General features: G+C 71.6%; 18 protein-coding genes. 8 read left to right on the forward strand and 10 right to left on the reverse strand.

Annotation, left to right across the window (positions count from 1 at the left end; translation table 11 throughout):
* Positions 1–33: 33 nt before the first annotated feature.
* Positions 34–666 (reverse strand): response regulator, encoded by a 633-nt coding sequence (locus ACFVWD_RS15190; RefSeq protein WP_389596512.1) that lies wholly within the window; start codon positions 664–666, stop codon positions 34–36.
* A gap of 327 nt (positions 667–993) precedes the next feature.
* Here ACFVWD_RS15190 and ACFVWD_RS15195 point away from each other — a divergent pair, with 327 nt between their 5' ends.
* Positions 994–2,508, forward strand: coding sequence for an alpha-L-arabinofuranosidase B (locus tag ACFVWD_RS15195; RefSeq protein WP_389596364.1), 1,515 nt, complete (start codon positions 994–996; stop codon positions 2,506–2,508).
* Here the strand turns inward: ACFVWD_RS15195 and ACFVWD_RS15200 are convergent.
* From ACFVWD_RS15200 to ACFVWD_RS15210, 3 genes are read right to left on the reverse strand one after another with little or no spacing between them, the layout of a single operon-like run.
* Entirely contained in the window at positions 2,486–3,766 is a 1,281-nt protein-coding gene (locus tag ACFVWD_RS15200; protein WP_389596365.1) for a sensor histidine kinase, read from the reverse strand. The two genes, ACFVWD_RS15195 and ACFVWD_RS15200, sit on opposite strands and share 23 nt — an antisense overlap.
* A gap of 29 nt (positions 3,767–3,795) precedes the next feature.
* On the reverse strand, positions 3,796–4,515 hold the full coding sequence (locus ACFVWD_RS15205) for an ABC transporter permease (protein ID WP_389596366.1): 720 nt from the start codon (positions 4,513–4,515) through the stop codon (positions 3,796–3,798).
* A complete protein-coding gene (locus ACFVWD_RS15210) occupies positions 4,515–5,426 on the reverse strand; it encodes an ABC transporter ATP-binding protein (RefSeq protein ID WP_389596368.1) in 912 nt (303 codons plus the stop codon). The genes ACFVWD_RS15205 and ACFVWD_RS15210 overlap by 1 nt, the downstream gene beginning before the upstream one ends.
* 254 nt (positions 5,427–5,680) lie before the next feature.
* On the opposite strand from ACFVWD_RS15210, the gene ACFVWD_RS15215 reads away from it, so the two are divergent.
* From ACFVWD_RS15215 to ACFVWD_RS15225, 3 genes are all read left to right on the forward strand, one after another.
* Positions 5,681–6,538 (forward strand): MaoC/PaaZ C-terminal domain-containing protein, encoded by an 858-nt coding sequence (locus ACFVWD_RS15215; protein WP_389596370.1) that lies wholly within the window; start codon positions 5,681–5,683, stop codon positions 6,536–6,538.
* Positions 6,539–6,589: 51 nt separating this feature from the next.
* Complete coding sequence (locus ACFVWD_RS15220; RefSeq protein WP_389596371.1) at positions 6,590–7,666, forward strand: Zn-dependent alcohol dehydrogenase; 1,077 nt, start codon at positions 6,590–6,592, stop codon at positions 7,664–7,666.
* Between the two features lie 84 nt (positions 7,667–7,750).
* On the forward strand, positions 7,751–8,689 hold the full coding sequence (locus ACFVWD_RS15225; protein WP_389596373.1) for a 3-oxoacyl-ACP reductase: 939 nt from the start codon (positions 7,751–7,753) through the stop codon (positions 8,687–8,689).
* 32 nt (positions 8,690–8,721) lie between these two features.
* Here the strand turns inward: ACFVWD_RS15225 and ACFVWD_RS15230 are convergent, their stop codons facing one another.
* The 3 genes from ACFVWD_RS15230 to ACFVWD_RS15240 all read right to left on the reverse strand — a co-directional run bounded on the left by ACFVWD_RS15230 (position 8,722) and on the right by ACFVWD_RS15240 (position 11,612).
* Positions 8,722–9,846 (reverse strand): LuxR C-terminal-related transcriptional regulator, encoded by a 1,125-nt coding sequence (locus ACFVWD_RS15230; RefSeq protein ID WP_389596375.1) that lies wholly within the window; start codon positions 9,844–9,846, stop codon positions 8,722–8,724.
* Between the two features lie 270 nt (positions 9,847–10,116).
* The gene (locus tag ACFVWD_RS15235) at positions 10,117–10,284 is read right to left on the reverse strand and encodes a hypothetical protein (RefSeq protein WP_168508387.1); all 168 of its coding nucleotides are present in this window, start codon (positions 10,282–10,284) and stop codon (positions 10,117–10,119) included.
* Between the two features lie 62 nt (positions 10,285–10,346).
* Positions 10,347–11,612, reverse strand: coding sequence for a hypothetical protein (locus tag ACFVWD_RS15240; RefSeq protein WP_389596377.1), 1,266 nt, complete (start codon positions 11,610–11,612; stop codon positions 10,347–10,349).
* A 256-nt stretch (positions 11,613–11,868) separates the two neighbouring features.
* Between ACFVWD_RS15240 and ACFVWD_RS15245 the strand changes: the two genes are divergently transcribed.
* The 3 genes from ACFVWD_RS15245 to ACFVWD_RS15255 are packed head-to-tail and all read left to right on the forward strand — an operon-like array spanning position 11,869 to position 14,738.
* On the forward strand, positions 11,869–12,735 hold the full coding sequence (locus ACFVWD_RS15245; RefSeq protein ID WP_168508386.1) for a Nif3-like dinuclear metal center hexameric protein: 867 nt from the start codon (positions 11,869–11,871) through the stop codon (positions 12,733–12,735).
* Complete coding sequence (locus tag ACFVWD_RS15250) at positions 12,732–13,475, forward strand: zinc ribbon domain-containing protein (RefSeq protein ID WP_168517205.1); 744 nt, start codon at positions 12,732–12,734, stop codon at positions 13,473–13,475. The genes ACFVWD_RS15245 and ACFVWD_RS15250 overlap by 4 nt, the downstream gene beginning before the upstream one ends.
* A gap of 12 nt (positions 13,476–13,487) precedes the next feature.
* A complete protein-coding gene (locus ACFVWD_RS15255; protein WP_389596378.1) occupies positions 13,488–14,738 on the forward strand; it encodes a bifunctional RNase H/acid phosphatase in 1,251 nt (416 codons plus the stop codon).
* Positions 14,739–14,787: 49 nt separating this feature from the next.
* Here ACFVWD_RS15255 and ACFVWD_RS15260 read toward each other — a convergent pair whose 3' ends face one another.
* Entirely contained in the window at positions 14,788–15,600 is an 813-nt protein-coding gene (locus ACFVWD_RS15260) for a helix-turn-helix domain-containing protein (RefSeq protein ID WP_389596379.1), read from the reverse strand.
* Between the two features lie 115 nt (positions 15,601–15,715).
* Between ACFVWD_RS15260 and ACFVWD_RS15265 the strand changes: the two genes are divergently transcribed.
* Positions 15,716–16,762: an NAD(P)-dependent alcohol dehydrogenase gene (locus tag ACFVWD_RS15265; protein WP_389596380.1), complete on the forward strand. Its 1,047-nt coding sequence runs from the start codon at positions 15,716–15,718 to the stop codon at positions 16,760–16,762.
* On the opposite strand, the gene eda is transcribed toward ACFVWD_RS15265, so the two are convergent.
* A complete protein-coding gene (gene eda, locus ACFVWD_RS15270; RefSeq protein ID WP_389596382.1) occupies positions 16,746–17,396 on the reverse strand; it encodes a bifunctional 4-hydroxy-2-oxoglutarate aldolase/2-dehydro-3-deoxy-phosphogluconate aldolase in 651 nt (216 codons plus the stop codon). The genes ACFVWD_RS15265 and eda overlap by 17 nt on opposite strands.
* Before the next feature lie 108 nt (positions 17,397–17,504).
* Complete coding sequence (gene yaaA, locus ACFVWD_RS15275) at positions 17,505–18,287, reverse strand: peroxide stress protein YaaA (protein WP_389596383.1); 783 nt, start codon at positions 18,285–18,287, stop codon at positions 17,505–17,507.
* Positions 18,288–18,345: the final 58 nt, after the last annotated feature.

The raw sequence follows: 18,345 nt of genomic DNA on the forward strand, positions 1-18,345 counted from the left end.
CGACCAGAGATGGGCCGGCCGGAGAAAGGAGGGCTACAGCCAGCCCTGCTGGCGGGCCTCCCGCATCGCCTCCATGCGGTTGCGGGTGCCCGTCTTGCCGATCGCGGAGGAGAGGTAGTTGCGGACGGTCGACTCGGAGAGGTGGAGCTTCGAGGCGATGTCGGCGACGGTGGCGCCGTCCGCCGAGGCCTTCAGGACGTCGCACTCACGGGCGGTGAGCGGATTGGGTCCGGCGCTCAACGCGGCGGCGGCGAGCGCCGGGTCGATGACCGTCTCGCCGGTCAGCACCCGCCGGATCGCCTCGGCCAGGTCCTCCACGGGGCCGTCCTTGACCAGGAACCCGGCGGCGCCCGCCTCCATCGCGCGCCGCAGATACCCGGGCCGGCCGAAGGTGGTGAGGATCAACACCCGGCAGTCGGGCGCCTCTTCGCGCAGTACGGCGGCGGCGTCCAGGCCGCTCATCCCGGGCAGCTCGATGTCCAGCAGGGCCACGTCCGGGCGGTGCGTCAGCGCCGCGTCCACGATGGCGTCGCCCGCCGCGACCTGGGCGACGACCTCGATGTCCGGCTCCATCCCCAGCAGCAGGGCGAGCGCGCCCCGCATCATTCCCTGATCCTCGGCAAGCAGGACACGTACGGACTTCGTGGGCCGGTGGTCCCGGGGCATCTCGTTCACGGGGCCAAGAGTAGGGCGAGGGAAGGCGCGTGACCCGTCGTGGTGCGCACTTCGCCGGTCGTTAAAAACTCTCCATGGTTCGACTCCGCGCGTCTTGACGGCCCTTGAATCCGGGCAAACAATCGCCTCGACATTCCGTGATCGCCTTTGCCGTTCCTGTGTCGAGCCGATATTCGCAAACGTTCGACATTTCGACCGGGAATGGGTTCGGTATTTCGATCGAACGATGTCCGGTATTTCGACCGGGCACCCGCACTGTCCTACCAGGAACGGAAGAGGTGCACCGTGTTCCCAAGATCGTCGCGCTTAAGAAGCGCCGTGCTCGCCGTGCTGTCGGTGCTGGCGGCCGTCGTCGCGCTAGCCGTCGGCGCCCCGGCGGCCACCGCCGCGGGATCGCTCCCCTGTGACGTCTACGCCGCCGCGGGCACGCCCTGTGTCGCCGCGCACAGCCTCGTCAGGGCGCTCTACTCGTCGTACAACGGCTCGCTCTACCAGGTGCAGCGCGCCTCCGACAGCGCGAGCGCGAACATCGGTCTCCTGGCGGCCGGCGGATACGCGAACGCGGCGGCACAGGACTCCTTCTGTACCGGCACCACCTGCATCATCACCAAGATCTACGATCAGTCCGCGCGCCACAACGACCTCACCGTCGAGGGCGCGGGCGGGGCGGGCGCGGCCGATGTCGGGGCGCCCGCGGACGCGCTGCCGGTGACCGTCGGCGGTCACCAGGTCTACGGCCTGGAGATCTCGGCCGGCATGGGCTACCGGGACAACTCCACCTCGGGCGTGGCCACCAACGGGGCGGCCGAGGGGATGTACATGGTGACCTCCGGCACCCATGTGAACGGCAGCTGCTGCTTCGACTACGGCAACGCCGAGACCAACAACAAGGACACCGGCAACGGCCACATGGACGCGATCAACTTCGGCACCGAGTGCTGGTTCTCGCCCTGTTACGGCCAGGGCCCCTGGGTGCAGGCAGACCTGGAGAACGGGCTGTTCCAGTCGGACTCCGGCTACAGCAAGAACACGTCGAACACCGGCACCGGGTCGATGCCGTTCGTGACCGCTTTGCTGAAAAACAACGGTCAGGACCATTTCGCGCTGAAATACGGCAACGCCCAATCGGGCAGTCTCACGACCACTTATTCCGGGGGTGAACCCACCACGAGTGGTTACTCGCCCATGCATCAGGAGGGCGCGATCGTCCTGGGCACCGGCGGCGACAACAGCAACGGCTCCATCGGGTCCTTCTTCGAGGGCGTCATGACCTCGGGCATCCCGACGGACGCCGCCGACGACTCCGTCCAGGCCAACATCGTCTCCGTCGGCTACGGCGGTGCGACCGGCAGCACCGGTTCGCTGACGGCCGGGTCGGAGATCTCGCTGCGCGCGACCACCTCGTGCTGCACGACCGACTACATCCGCCACCAGAACAACGCGGCGGTCATCTCGGCCATCACGTCGAGCAGTTCGACGCTCGACAAGAGCGACGCCACCTGGATCGTGCGCAAGGGCCTCGCCGACAGCTCCTGCTATTCCTTCGAGTCACGGAACTACCCGGGCGACTTCCTGCGCCACTACAACTACCAGCTCTACCGGCAACCCATGGTCGGCACCACGCAGTTCAGACAGGACGCCACGTTCTGCGCCGGGACCGGCAAGAGCGGGACGGGGACCTCGTTCGCGTCGTACAACTATCCGACGAGATACCTCCGGCACTACAACTACAACGTCTACATAGCGAGCAATGGCGGCTCGAACACCTTCGACAGCGCCACCTCGTGGACGGACGACGTGAGCTGGGCGGTCACGGCTCCCTGGGCGCCGTAGCCACCGAAGAAGACGCCAAGTCCGCCGCCTCCACCGGGAGTTCGGCGGTGACCGTGAAGCCGCCGCGCGGCGACGGGCCGGCCCTGAGCGACCCGCCCGCCGCCGCGAGGCGTTCCGTCAGGCCCTTCAGACCCGTGCCGCCGACACCTTCGGCGGGACCGGTCTCGGGGGCGCCCGTGCCGGCGCCGTCGTCCGTGACGGTCAGGCGGACATGGCCGCCGAGTACGCCCTCGACGGTGATCTCGCAGCGGGTCGCGGCGCTGTGCCGTACGACGTTCGTCACCGCCTCCCGGACCACCCAGCCCAGCAGGGCCTCGCTCTGCGGGGTCAGCGGGTCGCCGGACTGGCGGACCACGGGGTCGACGCTCGCCGCGGACAGGGCGGAGCGGGCCCGGTCCAGTTCTGTGGTGAGGCTGCCCTCGCGGTAGCCGGTGACCGCCTCGCGGATCTCGGTCAGCGCCTGCCGGCCCACGGACTCGATGTCCGTGATCTGGGTGAGGGCCGCGTCCAGGTCGCGCGGGGCCAGCCGACGGGCCGCCTCCGACTTCACCACGATGACGGAGAGCGTGTGGCCGAGCAGGTCGTGCAGGTCGCGGGAGAAGCGCAGCCGCTCCTTCTCGACGGCACGGCGGGCCAGCTCCTCGCGGGCGGCGCGCAGTTCCCGTACCGCCTCGGAAAGGGAGAGGATCGCCGCCGTCACCATGGTGGACAGGAAGGTGCCGTACGCGACGTTCACCGCGTCCCAGCCCGCCCGGACGAAGGAGACCACCGCCGCCAGCGCGGTCAGGCCGAGACCGATCTGACCGAGCCGCGGGCCCCGCAGCACCGCTCCGGTGGCCAGGCCGAGGAGCGGGAAGAAGTACAGCCAGCTGCCGCCGTAGCCGAGGGCCAGCCCACAGGTGACCAGGCCCATCAGGACGAGCGCCACCTTGGTGGAGCGGGCCTCGCGCGCTTCCTTCACGAAGGAGCGGAACGTCACGTAGATGTAGAGGGAGTTGAAGGCGAACAGACCCAGGCCGCCGATCCAGGGGTTCGCGGTCTTGCCCTGGAGGAGGTTGGAGAAGGAGCCCATCCCCATCAGCAGCCACGGCAGCAGAGCGAAGCCGGTGGGTGGCGGGCCCGGGTTCTCGGGCATCTTCCCGCCGCTCTTGCGGGCCGCCCGCTGCTCGACCTTGAAGCGTTCCATGTCGGCCCGCCAGCGCGCCCGCGCCGCCCGCCACCCCTTCACCTGGCAGGTGACCTCTCGTATCCAGGACATGTCCCCGCTCCCCCTTCGGACGTTCCGCTTCAGATGGTCCGCGCGGCCCTGCGGTACGAGACCACAGCGTACGAACCGAAGGCCAGTAGCCAAGCCGTGAGAACCGCCACCGCACCGAGCGCCGGTGCGTCGCCGTCGGCGACGGACGCGCCGAGCTGGGCGATGCGGTTCGTGGGGGTGAAGCCGGACAGGGACCGGAGCCAGCCCGGGAAGAGCGTGAGCGGGAACCACAGGCCGCCGACCACCGAGAGCCCCAGGTTGCACACCATGTTCGCGACACCGGTCGTCTGCGCGGTGAGCCGGTAGCCGTTGCCGAGGCCGAGCAGGGTGAAGGGTATCGAGCCGAGCCACAGCAGCACCGCGACCGCGGCCCACTGCCAGACCTCCAGCCGTACGCCGTTGACCAGGCCGCCCGCCGCCAGCACCGCGGCGATCGCGGGCAGCACGGTCACCGAGCCGGTCAGCGTCCGCCCGAGCACCACCTCGCGCGGGGTCATCGGTGTCACCCGCAGCTGCCGCAGCCAGCCGATCCCCTTGTCCTCGGCGACCCCGCCGCCGGTGTTCAGGGCCGAGCCCACCGCCCCGTACGCGGCCATGCCGATCATCGAGCCGGTCTTCCAGCCGCCGTCACTGGCGTCACCGAGGTTGGTGAACAGGAGGTACATCATCACGGGCATCGCGATGCCGCCGATGACGAAGCCGGCGTCGCGCAGCGTCCGGCGCACTTCGAGGCGCAGATAGTCCAGCATCACACCGTCTCCAGAACATGCGAGGTGAGCGTCATGAACGCGTCGTCCAGGGACGCGGGGGCGACCTCCAGGCCGCGGACCGCGCCGAGCCCGGCCAGCGCGAGCACCGTCGCGTCCGAGTCGTCCGTGCGCAGCAGGGCCCGGTCCCCGCGCACCTCCACCGACACCACACCGGGCAGCAGGGTCAGCCCCTCGGTGCCCCGGCCCGCGAGGTCGAAGGAGACCAGGTTGCCGCCCACCGACCGCTTGAGCTGCTCGCCGGTGCCGTCGGCGACGAGCCGGCCGTGGTCGATGACGAGGATCCGGTCGGCGTGCGCGTCGGCCTCCTCCAGGTAGTGCGTGGAGAACAGGACGGTGTGCCCACGCCGCGCATAGGACCGCATCGAGTCCCAGAACGCGCGCCGCGCCTCCACGTCCAGCGCGGCTGTCGGCTCGTCGAGCACGATCAGGTCGGGGTTCCCGGCGAGTGCCACCGCGAACCGCACCCGCTGCGCCTGTCCGGCGGAGAGCCGGTCGACGCGCCGTCCGGCCAGATCCCCGATCCCTGCGAGCTCCAGCGCGTCGGCGACCGGGAGCGGCGCGGGATAGCGGCCCGCGACGAAGGAGACCAGCTCGCGGACGGTCACGCGGGGCACCGGCCGGGTCTCCTGAAGCATCGCGCCGACCCGCCCGGCACGCACCGCCGCCTGCGGGGGGCCGCCGAAGAGCGCGACCGTCCCCTCGTCCGGCTCGTCCAGACCGAGCAGCAGGGAGATCGTGGTCGACTTCCCCGCACCGTTGCGCCCCAGCAGCGCCACCGTCTCGCCGCGCCCGATCTCCAGATCCACCCCGTCCACCGCGCGCACCGCGCCGAACGCCTTGACCGCCCCCGTGAAGGACACGGCACGCTCTGTCCCACCTGTCTGTGTCATGCCTCAGACGGTACGAATCCGCGCCCCCTGCCCGGCAGATGCGCTTGTACGGACTCCGGCAGGACAAATGTCACGGCCGGGCGGACGGACCGTTGACCTGACACAGCGTCAGGAGCCTTCACAACTGCCGAGTGCTGGGCTATACAAGGGTCGCCGGACTGGAACGCGTTCTAGATCGGCCAGTGTCGACCTCGGTGCGGCCGACGGTGCGGACGGCCGCACCGAGGTCTTTCGCGCTACTGATCAGGAGCCCCATGCCCATCGACGCCGCCAAGGCCCTCGCCGCCGAACCCCGCAGCGGTGAGCTCACCTGGGACCGCAAGGACGTCCAGCTCTACCACCTCGGCCTCGGAGCGGGCGTCCCGGCGACGGACCCCGACGAGCTGCGCTACACCCTCGAATCGAAGCTGCACGTCCTGCCGAGCTTCGCCACCGTCGCGGGCGCCGGTTCCCCCGGAGTGATCAGCGGCCTGTCCATGCCCGGTGTCGACGTCGACCTCGCCCGCGTCCTGCACGGCGGCCAGACCATCGAACTGCACCGCCCGATCCCGGTCGAGGGCAAGGCCGTGGCCACCGGGCGGATCGCCGCCGTGTACGACAAGGGCAAGGCGGCCGTCCTCGTCATGCGCACCGAGGTCGCCGACGCCGAGGGACCGTTGTGGACGAACGACGCCCAGATCTTCGTACGGGGAGAGGGCGGCTGGGGCGGCGACCGTGGCCCCTCCACCCGCCTCGAGGAGCCCGCCGGTGCGCCGGACCGGATCGTCGAGCGCCCGGTCCGCGAGGAGCAGGCGCTGCTCTACCGGCTCTCCGGCGACTGGAACCCGCTGCACGCCGACCCCGAGTTCGCCAAGCTCGCCGGGTTCGACCGGCCGATCCTGCACGGGCTGTGCACGTACGGGATGACGCTCAAGGCGGTCGTCGACACGCTGCTCGGCGGGGACGTGGCGCGCGTCCGCTCGTACACCACGCGCTTCGCCGGGGTCGTGTACCCGGGGGAGACCCTGCGCATCCGTATGTGGCGGCACGAAGGCAGCGTTCGGGTGGCCGTGAGTGCCGTCGAGCGGGACGACGCGCCGGTCCTCGCCGACACCGTCGTCGCACACTCCTGAGCCCAGCCCATCAGTGACCAGCACCAGCCCGTTGTCGAGGGGAGCCGCACCATGCGCGCAGCCGTACAGCACGAGATAGGCCAGGACAAGCTGGAAGTCCTCGACGACATCGAGGCGGTGGGCTTCGGGCCGGGAAGGGTGCGGATCCGGATACGGGCCACCGGGCTGTGCCACTCCGACCTGTCCGCGATGAGCGGCGTACTGCCGCAGCCCGCGCCGTTCGTACCGGGCCACGAGGGCGCCGGGGAGATCGTCGAGGTCGGCGAGGGCGTCACCCACCTCAAGCCCGGCGACCGGGTCGTCGTCTGCTGGCTGCCGGCCTGCGGCGTCTGTCCCGCCTGCAAGCGCGGCCAGAGCCAGCTGTGCCTGGCCGGGTTCATGAACGCCGGCACGCCCAACTTCCGGCGCCCCGGCCAAGACGTCTTCGGCTTCGCCGGTACCGGCACCTTCACCGAGGAGGTCGTGGTCGACGCGGGCTGCGCCGTGCCGATCCCGGACGACGTGCCCTTCGACATCGCGGCCCTCATCGGCTGCGGAGTGACGACCGGCCTCGGCGCCGCCCTCAACACCGCGGACGTGGCGGCCGGTTCGTCGGTCGCCGTGATCGGCTGCGGAGGCGTCGGCATCTCCGCGATCCAGGGTGCGCGCCTCAAGGGCGCCGCCGAGATCGTCGCCGTCGACCCGGTCGCCTCGCGCCGGGAGGCCGCGCTGCGGTTCGGCGCGACGAAGGCGGTCTCGCCGGACGAACTCCCGGGCGCGAAGCAGTCGGTGACCGGCGGCGAGGGCTTCGACTACGTCTTCGAGGTCGTCGGCCGCTCCGCCACCGCCCGTACCGCGTACGAGAACACCCGCCGCGGCGGCACCCTCGTCATCGTCGGCGCGGGCGCCATGGACGACTTCCTGCAGCTCAACATGTTCGAGCTGTTCTTCGACGAGAAGCGGATCCTGCCGTCCATGTACGGCGGCGGAGACGTCCTGCGGTCGTACGAGCGGACGGTCGCCCTGTGGCGTGCGGGCCGCATCGACCTGGAGAGCCTGATCACCCACCGGGTGCCGCTGTCCGGGATCAACGAGGCGCTGGACCAGATGCGGACGGGAACCGCGCTGCGTACGTGCATCGAGATCTGACCCCCGCGACTGCCGCCGTCTGACCCTCCACGACCGCCGCCACCTGCCCCCCCACGACCGCCGTCACGACTGCTGAGGACTTCGATGTCACTGCCACTTGAAGGGCTCGCCGCGATCGTCACCGGCGCGGGGCGCGGGCTCGGCCGGACCGAGGCACTGGAACTGGCCCGCCTGGGTGCCGCCGTCGTCGTCAACGACTACGGACAGCCCGGGCGGGACGGCTCCGGCGCGGCCTCGGCCACCCCCGCCGAGCAGGTCGCCGCCGAGATCAGCGCCGCGGGCGGCCATGCCCTCGCCCACACCGGGGACGTCTCCGACCGCGAACGGGCCCGTGAGCTGGTCGACCTGGCGATCGGCGAGTTCGGGAAGCTGGACATCCTCGTCAACAACGCGGGCATCCTGCGCGACCGGATGGTCTTCTCGATGTCCGAGGACGAGTGGGACTCCGTCATCCGGGTCCACCTGAAGGGGCACTTCAACACGACCCACTTCGCGTCCGCGCACTGGCGGGCGCGGTCCAAGGCGGCGGACGGGCCGGTGTACGGGCGGATCGTGAACACCTCCTCGGAGGCGTTCCTCGCGGGCTCGGCGGGACAGCCCAACTACGCGGCGGCCAAGGGCGGGATCGTCGGGCTGACCACCTCGACCGCGCTGGCGCTCGCGAAGTACGGCGTGACGGCGAACGTCATCTGCCCGCGCGCCCGGACCCGGATGACCGAGGATGTGTTCCACGGGTTCGAGGTGCCCGAGCAGGGCCTCGATCCCCTCGCCCCCGAGCATGTCGCGCCCCTCGTCGGCTACTTGGCCTCGCCCGCCGCCGCGCACGTCAACGGACAGCTGCTCGTCGTGCACGGCGGCATGGTCGCGGTCGTCGAACGGCCGCGGGTGGCCGCCAAGTTCGACACCAAGCAGGACGCCTTCACCTACGACGAACTCGACGCGCTGCTCGGCCCGTACTACGCGGAGCGGCCACCGGGGGAGACGTTCGCCGCGGCGGAAGTACTGGGACTCAAGCACACCTAGTCCGCCCGGCAGTTCCGAGTTCGCCCGGGCGGCTACCCCTGGCCGTCGTGCTCCGGGCTGAGCAGCCGGCCGTCGGTCGACAGGGGCGGGTGTGCCAGCTGGGGCAAGTAGTGCCGGAAGAACAGTTCGGCGACCAGCTCGCGGCGGCTGCGCACCCCCACCTTGTCGAAGACCTGCTTCAAGTGGTCCTGCACCGTGTACTCGGAGACCCCGAGGTGCCCGGCGATCTCGCTCGTCGAACGGCCCAGCAGGACGTGCTGGGCGATCTCCCGGGCGCGCGGCGACAACCCGTACACGTCCAGGATCAGCGCGGTCAGTTCGGCGGGCTCGGTGGGGCCGACGGAGACCACGACGGTCGGCTCACCGCCCTGTTCGAGGGGCCAGGCCCGCAGGGAGATCCACCGGCCGGTGCCCGTGGGCGCCCGGACGTGCGCTCCGGCCCCGGCCTGTTCGCCCCGGGCCTGCACGGCCAGCGCCCGCAGCAGATACGGGCCCCCTTCGCCGCGCCCGGGTGCGTGCTGCTCCTGGAGCTGGTCGAGCCAGTGCTGCGCGGTCGGTGACATCGAGCGGATACCGAGGTCGCCGTCGAGCACCACCCAGCCGGGTGCGTCCGGCAGCGGTCCGCAGTCCACGCCGGACAGCAGCAACGAGCGGCGCAGCGCGGCGCACGCGGGCACGCTCACGGCCTCGGCGACCGCGAGCTCGGCCGCGGAGAAGGGTCGGGTGTGCGCGTCCCGGCACAGCACCAGCAGGCCCCAGGTGCGCGGTCCGTGACGCAGCAGGATCCGTAACTCGTCGGTGAGGCCGAGGGGTCGGAGGATCTCCCGGTAGTACTTGCTCTCCTCCAGCCGCCCGTCGGTCGATCTGCTGAGCAGGCTCACCTTGCCCGAACGCCGGGTCAGCGCCCGCAGGTTGTCGACGTCGTCCTGCTCCACGTGCTCGATCTCGAAGAGCCGCCGCATGCTCGACTCGGGGAACCCCGACTCGTGCTGACCGCCCGTGTCGAGAAGGGTCGACGGATCGAGGACGACCCCGCACCACACATCGGCCGGTACGGCGTCCAGCAGCACCCGGGTCGTGTGGTCGAGCACAGCGAGGGCGCTCAACTCGCCCCGCAGCCCGCGTTCGAGGCGGCTGGTGGTCTCGGAAAGGGTCATCGGCGTGTCCCGGAAGCTGTAATGCCTTGAATGCCTTGGCTACTGAATATCCGGAATGACTGGAAGAGCTGGAATATCGGCCTGTCATATCCCAGGAATCTGGGATACCCCCGCGAATGTCGGTTCCGTACCGTGAGACTCGATTGTGGGGGTCGGTCCACGCTCCGACAAGAGGACGTCACCCGCGCGTGGGGATCGGGGGAGCCCCGCACAGAACGGCCCCGCTCGCGCCGAGCGCGAGCGGGGCCGTATCACTGGTCCTGCTTACCGTCAGGCCGATGTGCCCTGCTGGTCGGACGGCTTGCGGTGGCGGCCGTGGGGGGTCGCCTCGTCGTCCCGGCCGGAGACCGGGCCGCGGTGCTTGCCGTGGCCTTCGTCCTGGGCCGTCGCCTCGTGGGCGTCGGTGGCCGGCGGTTCCATCGTGCTGGTTTCGCTCATGTGGAAGTGTTCACCCCGTCAACAAGATCCTTCTTTGTAGCCGGGGGATTCTAACCGGTCGCTCACGCGGGGACGGGGGCGGGTGACCTGTTCTCGCCCCCGGGCCCCCCGTCGGCCCGGAAGGCCTCGCCCTCCGGCGCCGGGCGGGCGAAGAGGGGCCGCCTCTTCACAGGGGACTGCCCGCTCAGAGGTGCCTGTTGGAGGGGGACCGGGCGCGCCGCGGGCCGTTCCGGCGGAGGGGGTGCCTCCGCCGTCACCGCGGCGACGGGTGCCGTCACCTTCGTCACCCCGCACGGCACCGCCCCCGTCGCGTACGGCAGTTGGAGTACCCCCTCCCTGGTCCACAGGCCCGTGCCCGCCAACCAGCCCTCCGGGGGTGGGAGATGGTGGACCTGGCGTTCGACCGGCCGCCACACGCCCACCCAGCTGCCGGCCGGGCCGTCGATGCGCAGGGCCACCGCGCAGCGCTCCGGCGTCAGTACCTGCCCCGGCTGGATCGCGAACGGCGTCACCGCGCAGTCGGTGGCGCGCAGACAGTCGGGGAAGCGGATCGGCAGGGTGCTGCCGAGGACGCCCCAGCCGAGACGGTCGTGGCCCGGGGACGGCGCGTCGGAGCGGATCAGCAGCAGTCCGCTGTCGGCGTCCGCGAGCAGCAGCCGGTCGTCGCTGTCCTCGGCGATCTGCAGCAGTGGCGTTACTTCACCGCCGCGCCCCAGGTCGACGACCACCGTCTTGGTCCGGCCGTCCCGGCAGCGGTCCAGGGCCAGCAGGCGACCCGTGCCGTCTAGCCAGACCCCGCCCGAGCAACGACCCGGCACCTCGGCCAGGTGCTCGGGTCCGAAGGCCCCGCCCGCCACCAGCCACACCGCCGTGGAGTCCCGGCCCACGGCGAGGGCGTACGCGTGCTCCCCGTCCGGCGCGGGCGGCAGCAGCCACAGCCGGGTGTCCTCGTCGTGGCACTCCACCGCGCCGAGAAGCAGCTCCCCGGTGCCGGGCCCGGTCGGGTACAGCAGCGAGAACGTGTGCCGCCCGTCCGTGACGCGGTGGATCAGCACCCGCCCGTCGGTCATCGGCAGGACCTCGGTGCCGGGCTCCTCCGGCTGGTGGGACGGCAGCGGTACGGCGTAGGGCTCGGGGCCGTCCAGCGTCCAGCGCTCCGGGAACCAGCATTCGCCGTCCAGGGCGAGGCGGGCCGCGTAGGTTCCGTCCGCGGCGATCACACAGGTGGGGCGGGCGATCACATCTCTGGGGCGGGCGGGCACGTCCGCGGGGCCAGTGGCCCGCTCGTCCCCGGGTTCCGCCGCAGCCTCGGTGGCACAGGCCGTCATCGTTCGGTCACCTCCGGCGACGAAGCTAGTTTTCGTACGCACAGACGTGGGACCGGCGGGCGGGCGCTTCACACATAAGGGTGGCCGTCCCGCGATTCGCCTGAGGGAACGGAGACGCGTGTGCTGAGCGGGGCCGGGACAAGGCGGTGGGGCCCGGATCACCGGGGGCCGCCCGCCGCCGGGACCCCTGGTCGCGCACCCCGGGACCGGTCCGCGACCGGTGGGGCACCGGCCCAAGCCAGGTAGCCTTTTCCCCGTGCCCCGTCTGTCTGAAGTCATCGCCGCGCTCGACGCCCTCTGGCCCCCCGAGAGGGCCGAGGGATGGGACGCGGTCGGCACCGTGTGCGGCGAGCCCGACCAGGAGATCACCCGGGTCCTGTTCGCCGTCGATCCCGTTCGGGAAATCGTCGACGAAGCGGTGAAGCTGGGCGCGAACCTGCTGGTCACCCACCATCCGCTCTATCTGCGCGGGACGACGACGGTCGCGGCCGACACCTTCAAGGGCCGGGTCGTGCACACCCTCATCAAGAACGACATCGCGCTGCACGTCGCCCACACCAACGCCGACCGTGCCGACCCGGGAGTCAGCGACGCCCTCGCCGGGGCACTCGACCTCCGGGTCGTACGGCCGCTCGTGCCGGACCCCACCGACCCCGAGGGCCGCCGCGGCCTCGGCCGCGTCTGTGAGCTGGACCACCCGCTGACCGTTCGTGAACTCGCCGCGCGCGCCGCCGGGCGACTGCCCGCCACCGCGCAGGGCATCCGCGTCGCCGGTGACCCCGAGGCGGTCGTACGGACCGTCGCGGTCAGCGGCGGCTCCGGCGACAGCCTCTTCGACGACGTGCGCGCCGCCGGCGTCGACGCCTTCCTCACCGCGGACCTGCGCCACCACCCGGCATCCGAGTTCATCGCGGATCGCGCCCACAGTCCTCTCGCGCTGCTCGACGCGGCGCACTGGGCCACCGAGTGGCCCTGGTGCGAGCTGGCCGCCGCCCAGCTCGACGAGATCTCCGACCGCAAGGGATGGGGCCTGCGGGTCCACGTCTCCAAGACGGTCACCGACCCCTGGACCGCCCACGCGGCGTCCACCGAAACACCTAACGCAATGGGAGCCCCCAACTGAACGCCGCGCCCGCCGACCAGATCCGACTTCTCGACGTCCAGGCCCTCGACGTACGCCTGCAGCAGCTCGCGCACAAGCGCAGGTCCCTTCCCGAGCACGCCGAGATCGAGTCGCTGAACAAGGACCTCACGCAGCTGCGCGACCTGCTCGTCGCCGCGCAGACCGAGGAGAGCGACTGCGCCCGCGAGCAGATCAAGGCCGAGCAGGACGTGGACCAGGTGCGCCAGCGCGCCAACCGCGACCAGCAGCGCCTGGACTCCGGTGCCGTCACCTCCCCCAAGGACCTGGAGAACCTCCAGCGCGAGATCACCTCCCTCGCCAAGCGGCAGGGCGACCTGGAGGACGTCGTCCTCGAGGTCATGGAGCGCCGTGAGTCCGCGCAGGAGCGGGTCGCCGAGCTGACCGGGCGGACCTCCTCCGTGCAGTCGAAGATCGACGACGCGACCGGCCGCCGGGACGCCGCCTTCGAGTCCCTCGACGGCGAGGCCGCCTCGGCGACGAAGGAGCGCGAGGTCGTCGCGGCCTCCGTCCCCGCCGACCTGCTGAAGCTCTACGACAAGCTGCGCCAGCAGCAGGGCGGCGTCGGCGCCGCGCGGCTCTACCAGCGCCGTTGTGAGGGCTGCCGCCTGGAGCTCAACATCACCGAGGTCAACGACGTGAAGGCGGCCTCCCCGGACACCGTGCTGCGCTGCGAGAACTGCCGCCGCATCCTGGTGCGCACCTCCGAGTCCGGTCTGTAAGGGGCGCGGGGCGTGCGGGAGTTCATCGTCGAGGCCGACGGCGGTTCCCGGGGCAACCCGGGGCCCGCGGGGTACGGCGCCGTGGTCATCGACGCGGCCACCGGGGAGACACTGGCGGAGCGTGCCGAGTACATCGGCATCGCCACCAACAACGTCGCCGAGTACCGGGGCCTGGTGGCGGGCCTGCGTGCCGCCCACGAACTGGACCCGGCCGCGCGCGTCCGGGTCCGGATGGACTCCAAGCTCGTCGTCGAGCAGCTGTCCGGCCGCTGGAAGATCAAACACCCGGACATGAAGCCCCTGGCCGCGGAGGCGGCCCGCGTCTTCCCGCCCGACCGGATCACCTACGAGTGGATGCCGCGCGAACAGAACAAGCACGCGGACCGACTGGCCAACGAGGCGATGGACGCCGGGCGGCGCGGCGAACAGTGGTCCCCCGCGGCATCGACGGCGGAACTGCTGACGCCGGGTTCTGCTGCGCCCCTTCAGGGGCGCGGGGAACTGCGCGACCAGCCCCCACAGCCCCGCACTCGGACGACTCCCGGTGGCGAAGCCGCGAAGGCCGACGCCGACGCACGGGCCGCGCACAACGTGGCCACACCGGCACCGTCGACCGGCTGGGGCGCGGCCCCGGACATGGGCGCCCCCACCACCTTCGTGCTCCTGCGCCACGGCGAGACCCCCCTCACCCCCCAGAAGCGATTCTCCGGCAGCGGCGGCACCGACCCGTCGCTCTCGGACGTGGGCCGGGAACAGGCCGAGCGCGTCGCCGCCGCGCTGGCCGCGCGCGGCACCGTGGAGGCGATCGTGGCGTCGCCACTCACCCGTACCCGACAGACCGCCGCCGCCGTCGCCGCCCGCCTGGGGCTGGACGTCGCCATCGAGGACGGCCTGCGCGAGACGGACTTCGGCGCCTGGGAGGGCCTCACCTTCGCCGAGGTGCAGGAGCGCTACCCCGACGACCTGAAGACCTGGCTCGCCTCCCCGAAGGCCGAACCGACCGGCGGCGGCGAGAGCTTCGCGGCGACCGCCCGCCGTATCGCCACCACCCGCGACAAGCTCATCGCCTCCTACGCGGGCCGCACCGTTCTGCTCGTCAGCCACGTCACCCCGATCAAGACCCTCGTACGGCTCGCGATCGGTGCCCCGCCGGAGTCCCTGTACCGGATGGAGCTGTCCGCGGCCTCCCTGTCGGCGGTGGCGTACTACGCGGACGGCAACGCCAGCCTGCGCCTCTTCAACGACACCTCTCACCTGCGCTGAGCGGCCCGGATCTGGAGGTCACCTGCGCTGAGCGGCCCGGACCCGGAGGTCACCCGCGTCGAGCGGCCCGGGCCCGGAGGATCTCGGCGGTCTCCCGGTCCGCCGGGAGGAACGCCTCCAGGTGGAGCTCGGCGAGCGTCACGTCGACCGCGGTCGCGAACGACGTCAGCGTGGTGAGCAGTCTCAACTCGCCCTCCGCGCACCGAAGTCGCAGCGGCACGGCGAAGCCGAGATAGTCGGCGCCGGGCTCACTCGCCGGTACGTAGTCCGCCAACTCCTCGGCCAGGGAGCCGAGTCGGGGATCAGGACTGCGCGCGGCACGAGCCCGCAGGCTCTCCACGATGTGCTGCCCCCACGCGTCCAGGTTCACCACCCGTGAGCCCATCCCGCGCGGATGCAGGGCGAGCCGCAGCACATTGACGGGCGGCGCGAGCAGCGCGGGGTCCGCGCCCTCGGTGAGCACGTCGAACGCCTCGTTCGCCGCGACGAGTTCACCCCGCGGCCCGGCCACCACCGCCGGATACGGCAGATGCCCTTCGAGAATGCTGTCCAACGCCTCCCGTACGGGCTTCAGCGCGACCGCGTCGAGCGGTGACTCGGCGAACGCGGGCGCGTAACCGGCCGCCAGCAGCAGCGAGTTGCGCTCCCGCAGTGTCAGGCCGAGCGACTCGGCGAGCCGGATCACGATCTCCCTGCCGGGCACCGACCGTCCGCGCTCGATGAAACTGACGTACCGCTGGGTCGTCCCCGCCCGGGAGGCGAGCTCCAGCTGACTGACCCGGCGTGCGGTGCGCCAGCGCAGCAACTCGCGGGCGAAGGGCGGGGGTTCGGTCACCGAAGCGGCTGCGGTGCTGATGGTCATGGCTCAGTTGTACGTCACGGGTACGACAGTCCCGCCATACCTCACGGGGAATTGAGCGGCGTACCCCGTCCGAGCAGCATGGACGCGTCCACGAAGCACACCCCAGGGAGCCGACATGCGCGCCTACCACCTCGAAACGCCCGGCACCGTCGACGGCATCGCCTCGCGCGAGACGGACCGCCCCGCGCCCGGCCCCCGCGACATCCTCGTCCGCGTCCGCGCCGTCTCCCTCAACAAGCGCGATCTGCTGATCCTGAAGGGGACCTATCCACTGAAGGCCGTGCCGGACGTGATCCCGGTGAGTGACGGCGCGGGCGAAGTCGTCGCGGTGGGCGCGGAGGTGACCCGGTTCGCGGTCGGGGACCGGGTGGCGAGCACGTACTTCCCGAAGTGGATCGACGGCCGGATCACACCCGCGCTGATCGACCAGCCCGGCGCCACCCTGCCCGGCATGCTCACCGAGTACGCGTGCCTCGACGAGAACGCGGCGGTGCGGGTGCCCGACCACCTCGGCTGGGAGGAGGCCGCCTGCCTGCCCTGCGCGGGCGTCACGGCCTGGCACGCGCTGACCGGCGGCGAGGCGGTGGTCCCCGGCGAGAGGGTGCTGACACTCGGCACGGGCGCACTCTCGCTGTTCGCCGTGCAGTTCGCGAAGCTGCTGGGTGCCGAGGTCGTCGCCACGACATCGAGCCCGGAGAAGGCCGAGCGACTCAAGGCCCTGGGCGCCGACCACATCGTGCGGTACGCCGACCACCCCGCGTGGGGACAGACGGTCCGCGACCTCACGGGCGGGCGCGGCGTGGATCTCGTCGTCGAGACCGTGGGCCCGGAGACGATCGAGCAGTCGGTCCGCGCCTCGGCGCTCTACGGCAGGATCGTCCTGGTCAGTGCCAACAGTCCGCGCAAGGCCTCCCTGGAGATCACGACGGACGCGCTCGCGTCGAGCCTGGTGACGATGCGGCGGCTCTTCGTCGGCAGCCGTACCCACTTCGAGTCCATGCTGCGTTTTCTGGGGGACACCCCCAGACCCCCGGGGGCCCTCACCCTGCACGGCACCCGCCCGGTCATCGACCGGGCCTTCGGCTTCGACGAGGTCCACGAGGCGTTCCGCCACTACGAGTCCGGCGTGGCCTTCGGCAAGGTCGTCATCCGCGTGGCCTGAGCGCGGCCGCCTCGCGCGCCAGGCCCTCCACGCGCCCCCAGTCCTTCGCCGCGATCGCGTCCTCGGGAAGCATCCACGTCCCGCCCACGCAGCCGACGTTGGGGAGGGCGAGGTAGTCCGGAGCGTAGGTGGGGCCGATACCGCCCGTCGGGCAGAACCGGGCCTGCGGCAGCGGTCCGGCGAGCGACCTGAGGTACGCCGTGCCGCCCGCCGCCTGCGCCGGGAAGAACTTCATCTCCCGCACCCCACGCTCCAGCAGCGCCACCACCTCCGACGTCGTGGACACCCCCGGCAGGAACGGCACCCCGGACGCCTTCATGGCATCGAGCAGTACGTCGGTCCAGCCGGGACTGACCAGGAAGCGGGCGCCCGCGGCCACGCACTCCGTCACCTGCGCCGGCGTGATGACGGTGCCCGCGCCGACCACCGCGTCCGGCACCCCGTCCGCGATCGCCCGGATGGCGTCGAGCGCGCACGGCGTCCGCAGGGTCACCTCTATCGCGGGCAGCCCACCCGCGACGAGTGCCGCAGCCAGGGGTACGGCGTCCTCGACCTCGTTCACCACGACGACGGGAACCACGGGGGCGAGATCCAGCACGGAAGCGCCGGGAACCGAGGGCAGCGGTGAGCTCATGGCCTCATCGTGCCTTCGTCGTGCAACATGCGCAAAGAGCGTTGCACATGTTGCAACATCACCTCTGGTGCACCTCTGGCGAACCTCTAGCGCACCGCTAGCGAACCTCTAGTGCACCTCGTTCACCAGCACATCCAGCGCCCAGGCCGTCCCCGCCCGCGCGGGCGGGGACACCTCCACCTCGTACCCGAGGTCCCGCAGCGCCTCCACGAGCTCCGCCGGACCGGCGGGCGCGGCGCCCGCCGCCAGCAGACTCCGTACGATCCGCCCCTTCGTCGCCTTGTTGAAGTGGCTGACCACCTTCCGGGTGGGCGCGTGCAGCACCCGGACCGTCGCCGTCCGCCCGGCGACCTCGCCCTTCGGCTTCCACGCGCCCGTGTACGCCGAGGACCGCAGGTCGAGCACCAGCCCGTCGCCGGCCGCCTCGGGGAGCGCGGCGGCCATCGGCGTACGCCAGTGCGCGCCCAGCGCCCCGAGCCCCGGCAGCCTGACTCCCATCGAGCAGCGGTACGACGGGATCTTGTCCGTCACCCGGACCGCGCCCCACAGCCCGGAGAAGACGAGCAGCGAGCGGCCCGCGCGCCGCTTGGCCGCCGTGTCCAGCGAGGCCAGGTCCAGGGCGTCGTACAGCACTCCCGTGTAGATCTCCCCGGCCGGGCGCGCGCCCGAGGTGCGCAGCTCCGTGTTCTTGGCGATCTCGCCGCGCAGGCCCTCGCTCAGCCCGAGCACCTCGCGGGCCTTGTCCTCGTCACCCGCGCACAGCTCGGACAGCTCGTCGAGGACCGCCTGACGCGCCTCGGTGAGCCCGGGCAGGGACAGCGACTCCAGCTTCAGCGCGGTTCCCCGGCCGGAGGATGCCTTGCCCTCGGAAGGCGGCAGCAGCACGAGCACGGTGGTGTTCTCCTAACGATGGGTATGGCCCGGCGCCAGCCTAAGGGGTCCTCCCGGA

The sequence above is a fragment of the Streptomyces sp. NPDC058086 genome (genome assembly GCF_042885015.1).
In the GTDB taxonomy this organism is placed as follows: domain Bacteria; phylum Actinomycetota; class Actinomycetes; order Streptomycetales; family Streptomycetaceae; genus Streptomyces.

Bases quoted from the DNA above. Each gene is read 5' to 3' on its own strand.
- ACFVWD_RS15190 (WP_389596512.1), bottom strand. From the start codon at position 666: ATGCCCCGGGACCACCGGCCCACGAAGTCCGTACGTGTCCTGCTTGCC.
- ACFVWD_RS15200 (WP_389596365.1), bottom strand. From the start codon at position 3,766: ATGTCCTGGATACGAGAGGTCACCTGCCAGGTGAAGGGGTGGCGGGCG.
- ACFVWD_RS15205 (WP_389596366.1), bottom strand. From the start codon at position 4,515: ATGCTGGACTATCTGCGCCTCGAAGTGCGCCGGACGCTGCGCGACGCC.
- ACFVWD_RS15210 (WP_389596368.1), bottom strand. From the start codon at position 5,426: ATGACACAGACAGGTGGGACAGAGCGTGCCGTGTCCTTCACGGGGGCG.
- ACFVWD_RS15215 (WP_389596370.1), top strand. From the start codon at position 5,681: ATGCCCATCGACGCCGCCAAGGCCCTCGCCGCCGAACCCCGCAGCGGT.
- ACFVWD_RS15220 (WP_389596371.1), top strand. From the start codon at position 6,590: ATGCGCGCAGCCGTACAGCACGAGATAGGCCAGGACAAGCTGGAAGTC.
- ACFVWD_RS15225 (WP_389596373.1), top strand. From the start codon at position 7,751: ATGTCACTGCCACTTGAAGGGCTCGCCGCGATCGTCACCGGCGCGGGG.
- ACFVWD_RS15230 (WP_389596375.1), bottom strand. From the start codon at position 9,846: ATGACCCTTTCCGAGACCACCAGCCGCCTCGAACGCGGGCTGCGGGGC.
- ACFVWD_RS15235 (WP_168508387.1), bottom strand. From the start codon at position 10,284: ATGAGCGAAACCAGCACGATGGAACCGCCGGCCACCGACGCCCACGAG.
- ACFVWD_RS15240 (WP_389596377.1), bottom strand. From the start codon at position 11,612: ATGACGGCCTGTGCCACCGAGGCTGCGGCGGAACCCGGGGACGAGCGG.
- ACFVWD_RS15260 (WP_389596379.1), bottom strand. From the start codon at position 15,600: ATGACCATCAGCACCGCAGCCGCTTCGGTGACCGAACCCCCGCCCTTC.
- ACFVWD_RS15265 (WP_389596380.1), top strand. From the start codon at position 15,716: ATGCGCGCCTACCACCTCGAAACGCCCGGCACCGTCGACGGCATCGCC.
- eda (WP_389596382.1), bottom strand. From the start codon at position 17,396: ATGAGCTCACCGCTGCCCTCGGTTCCCGGCGCTTCCGTGCTGGATCTC.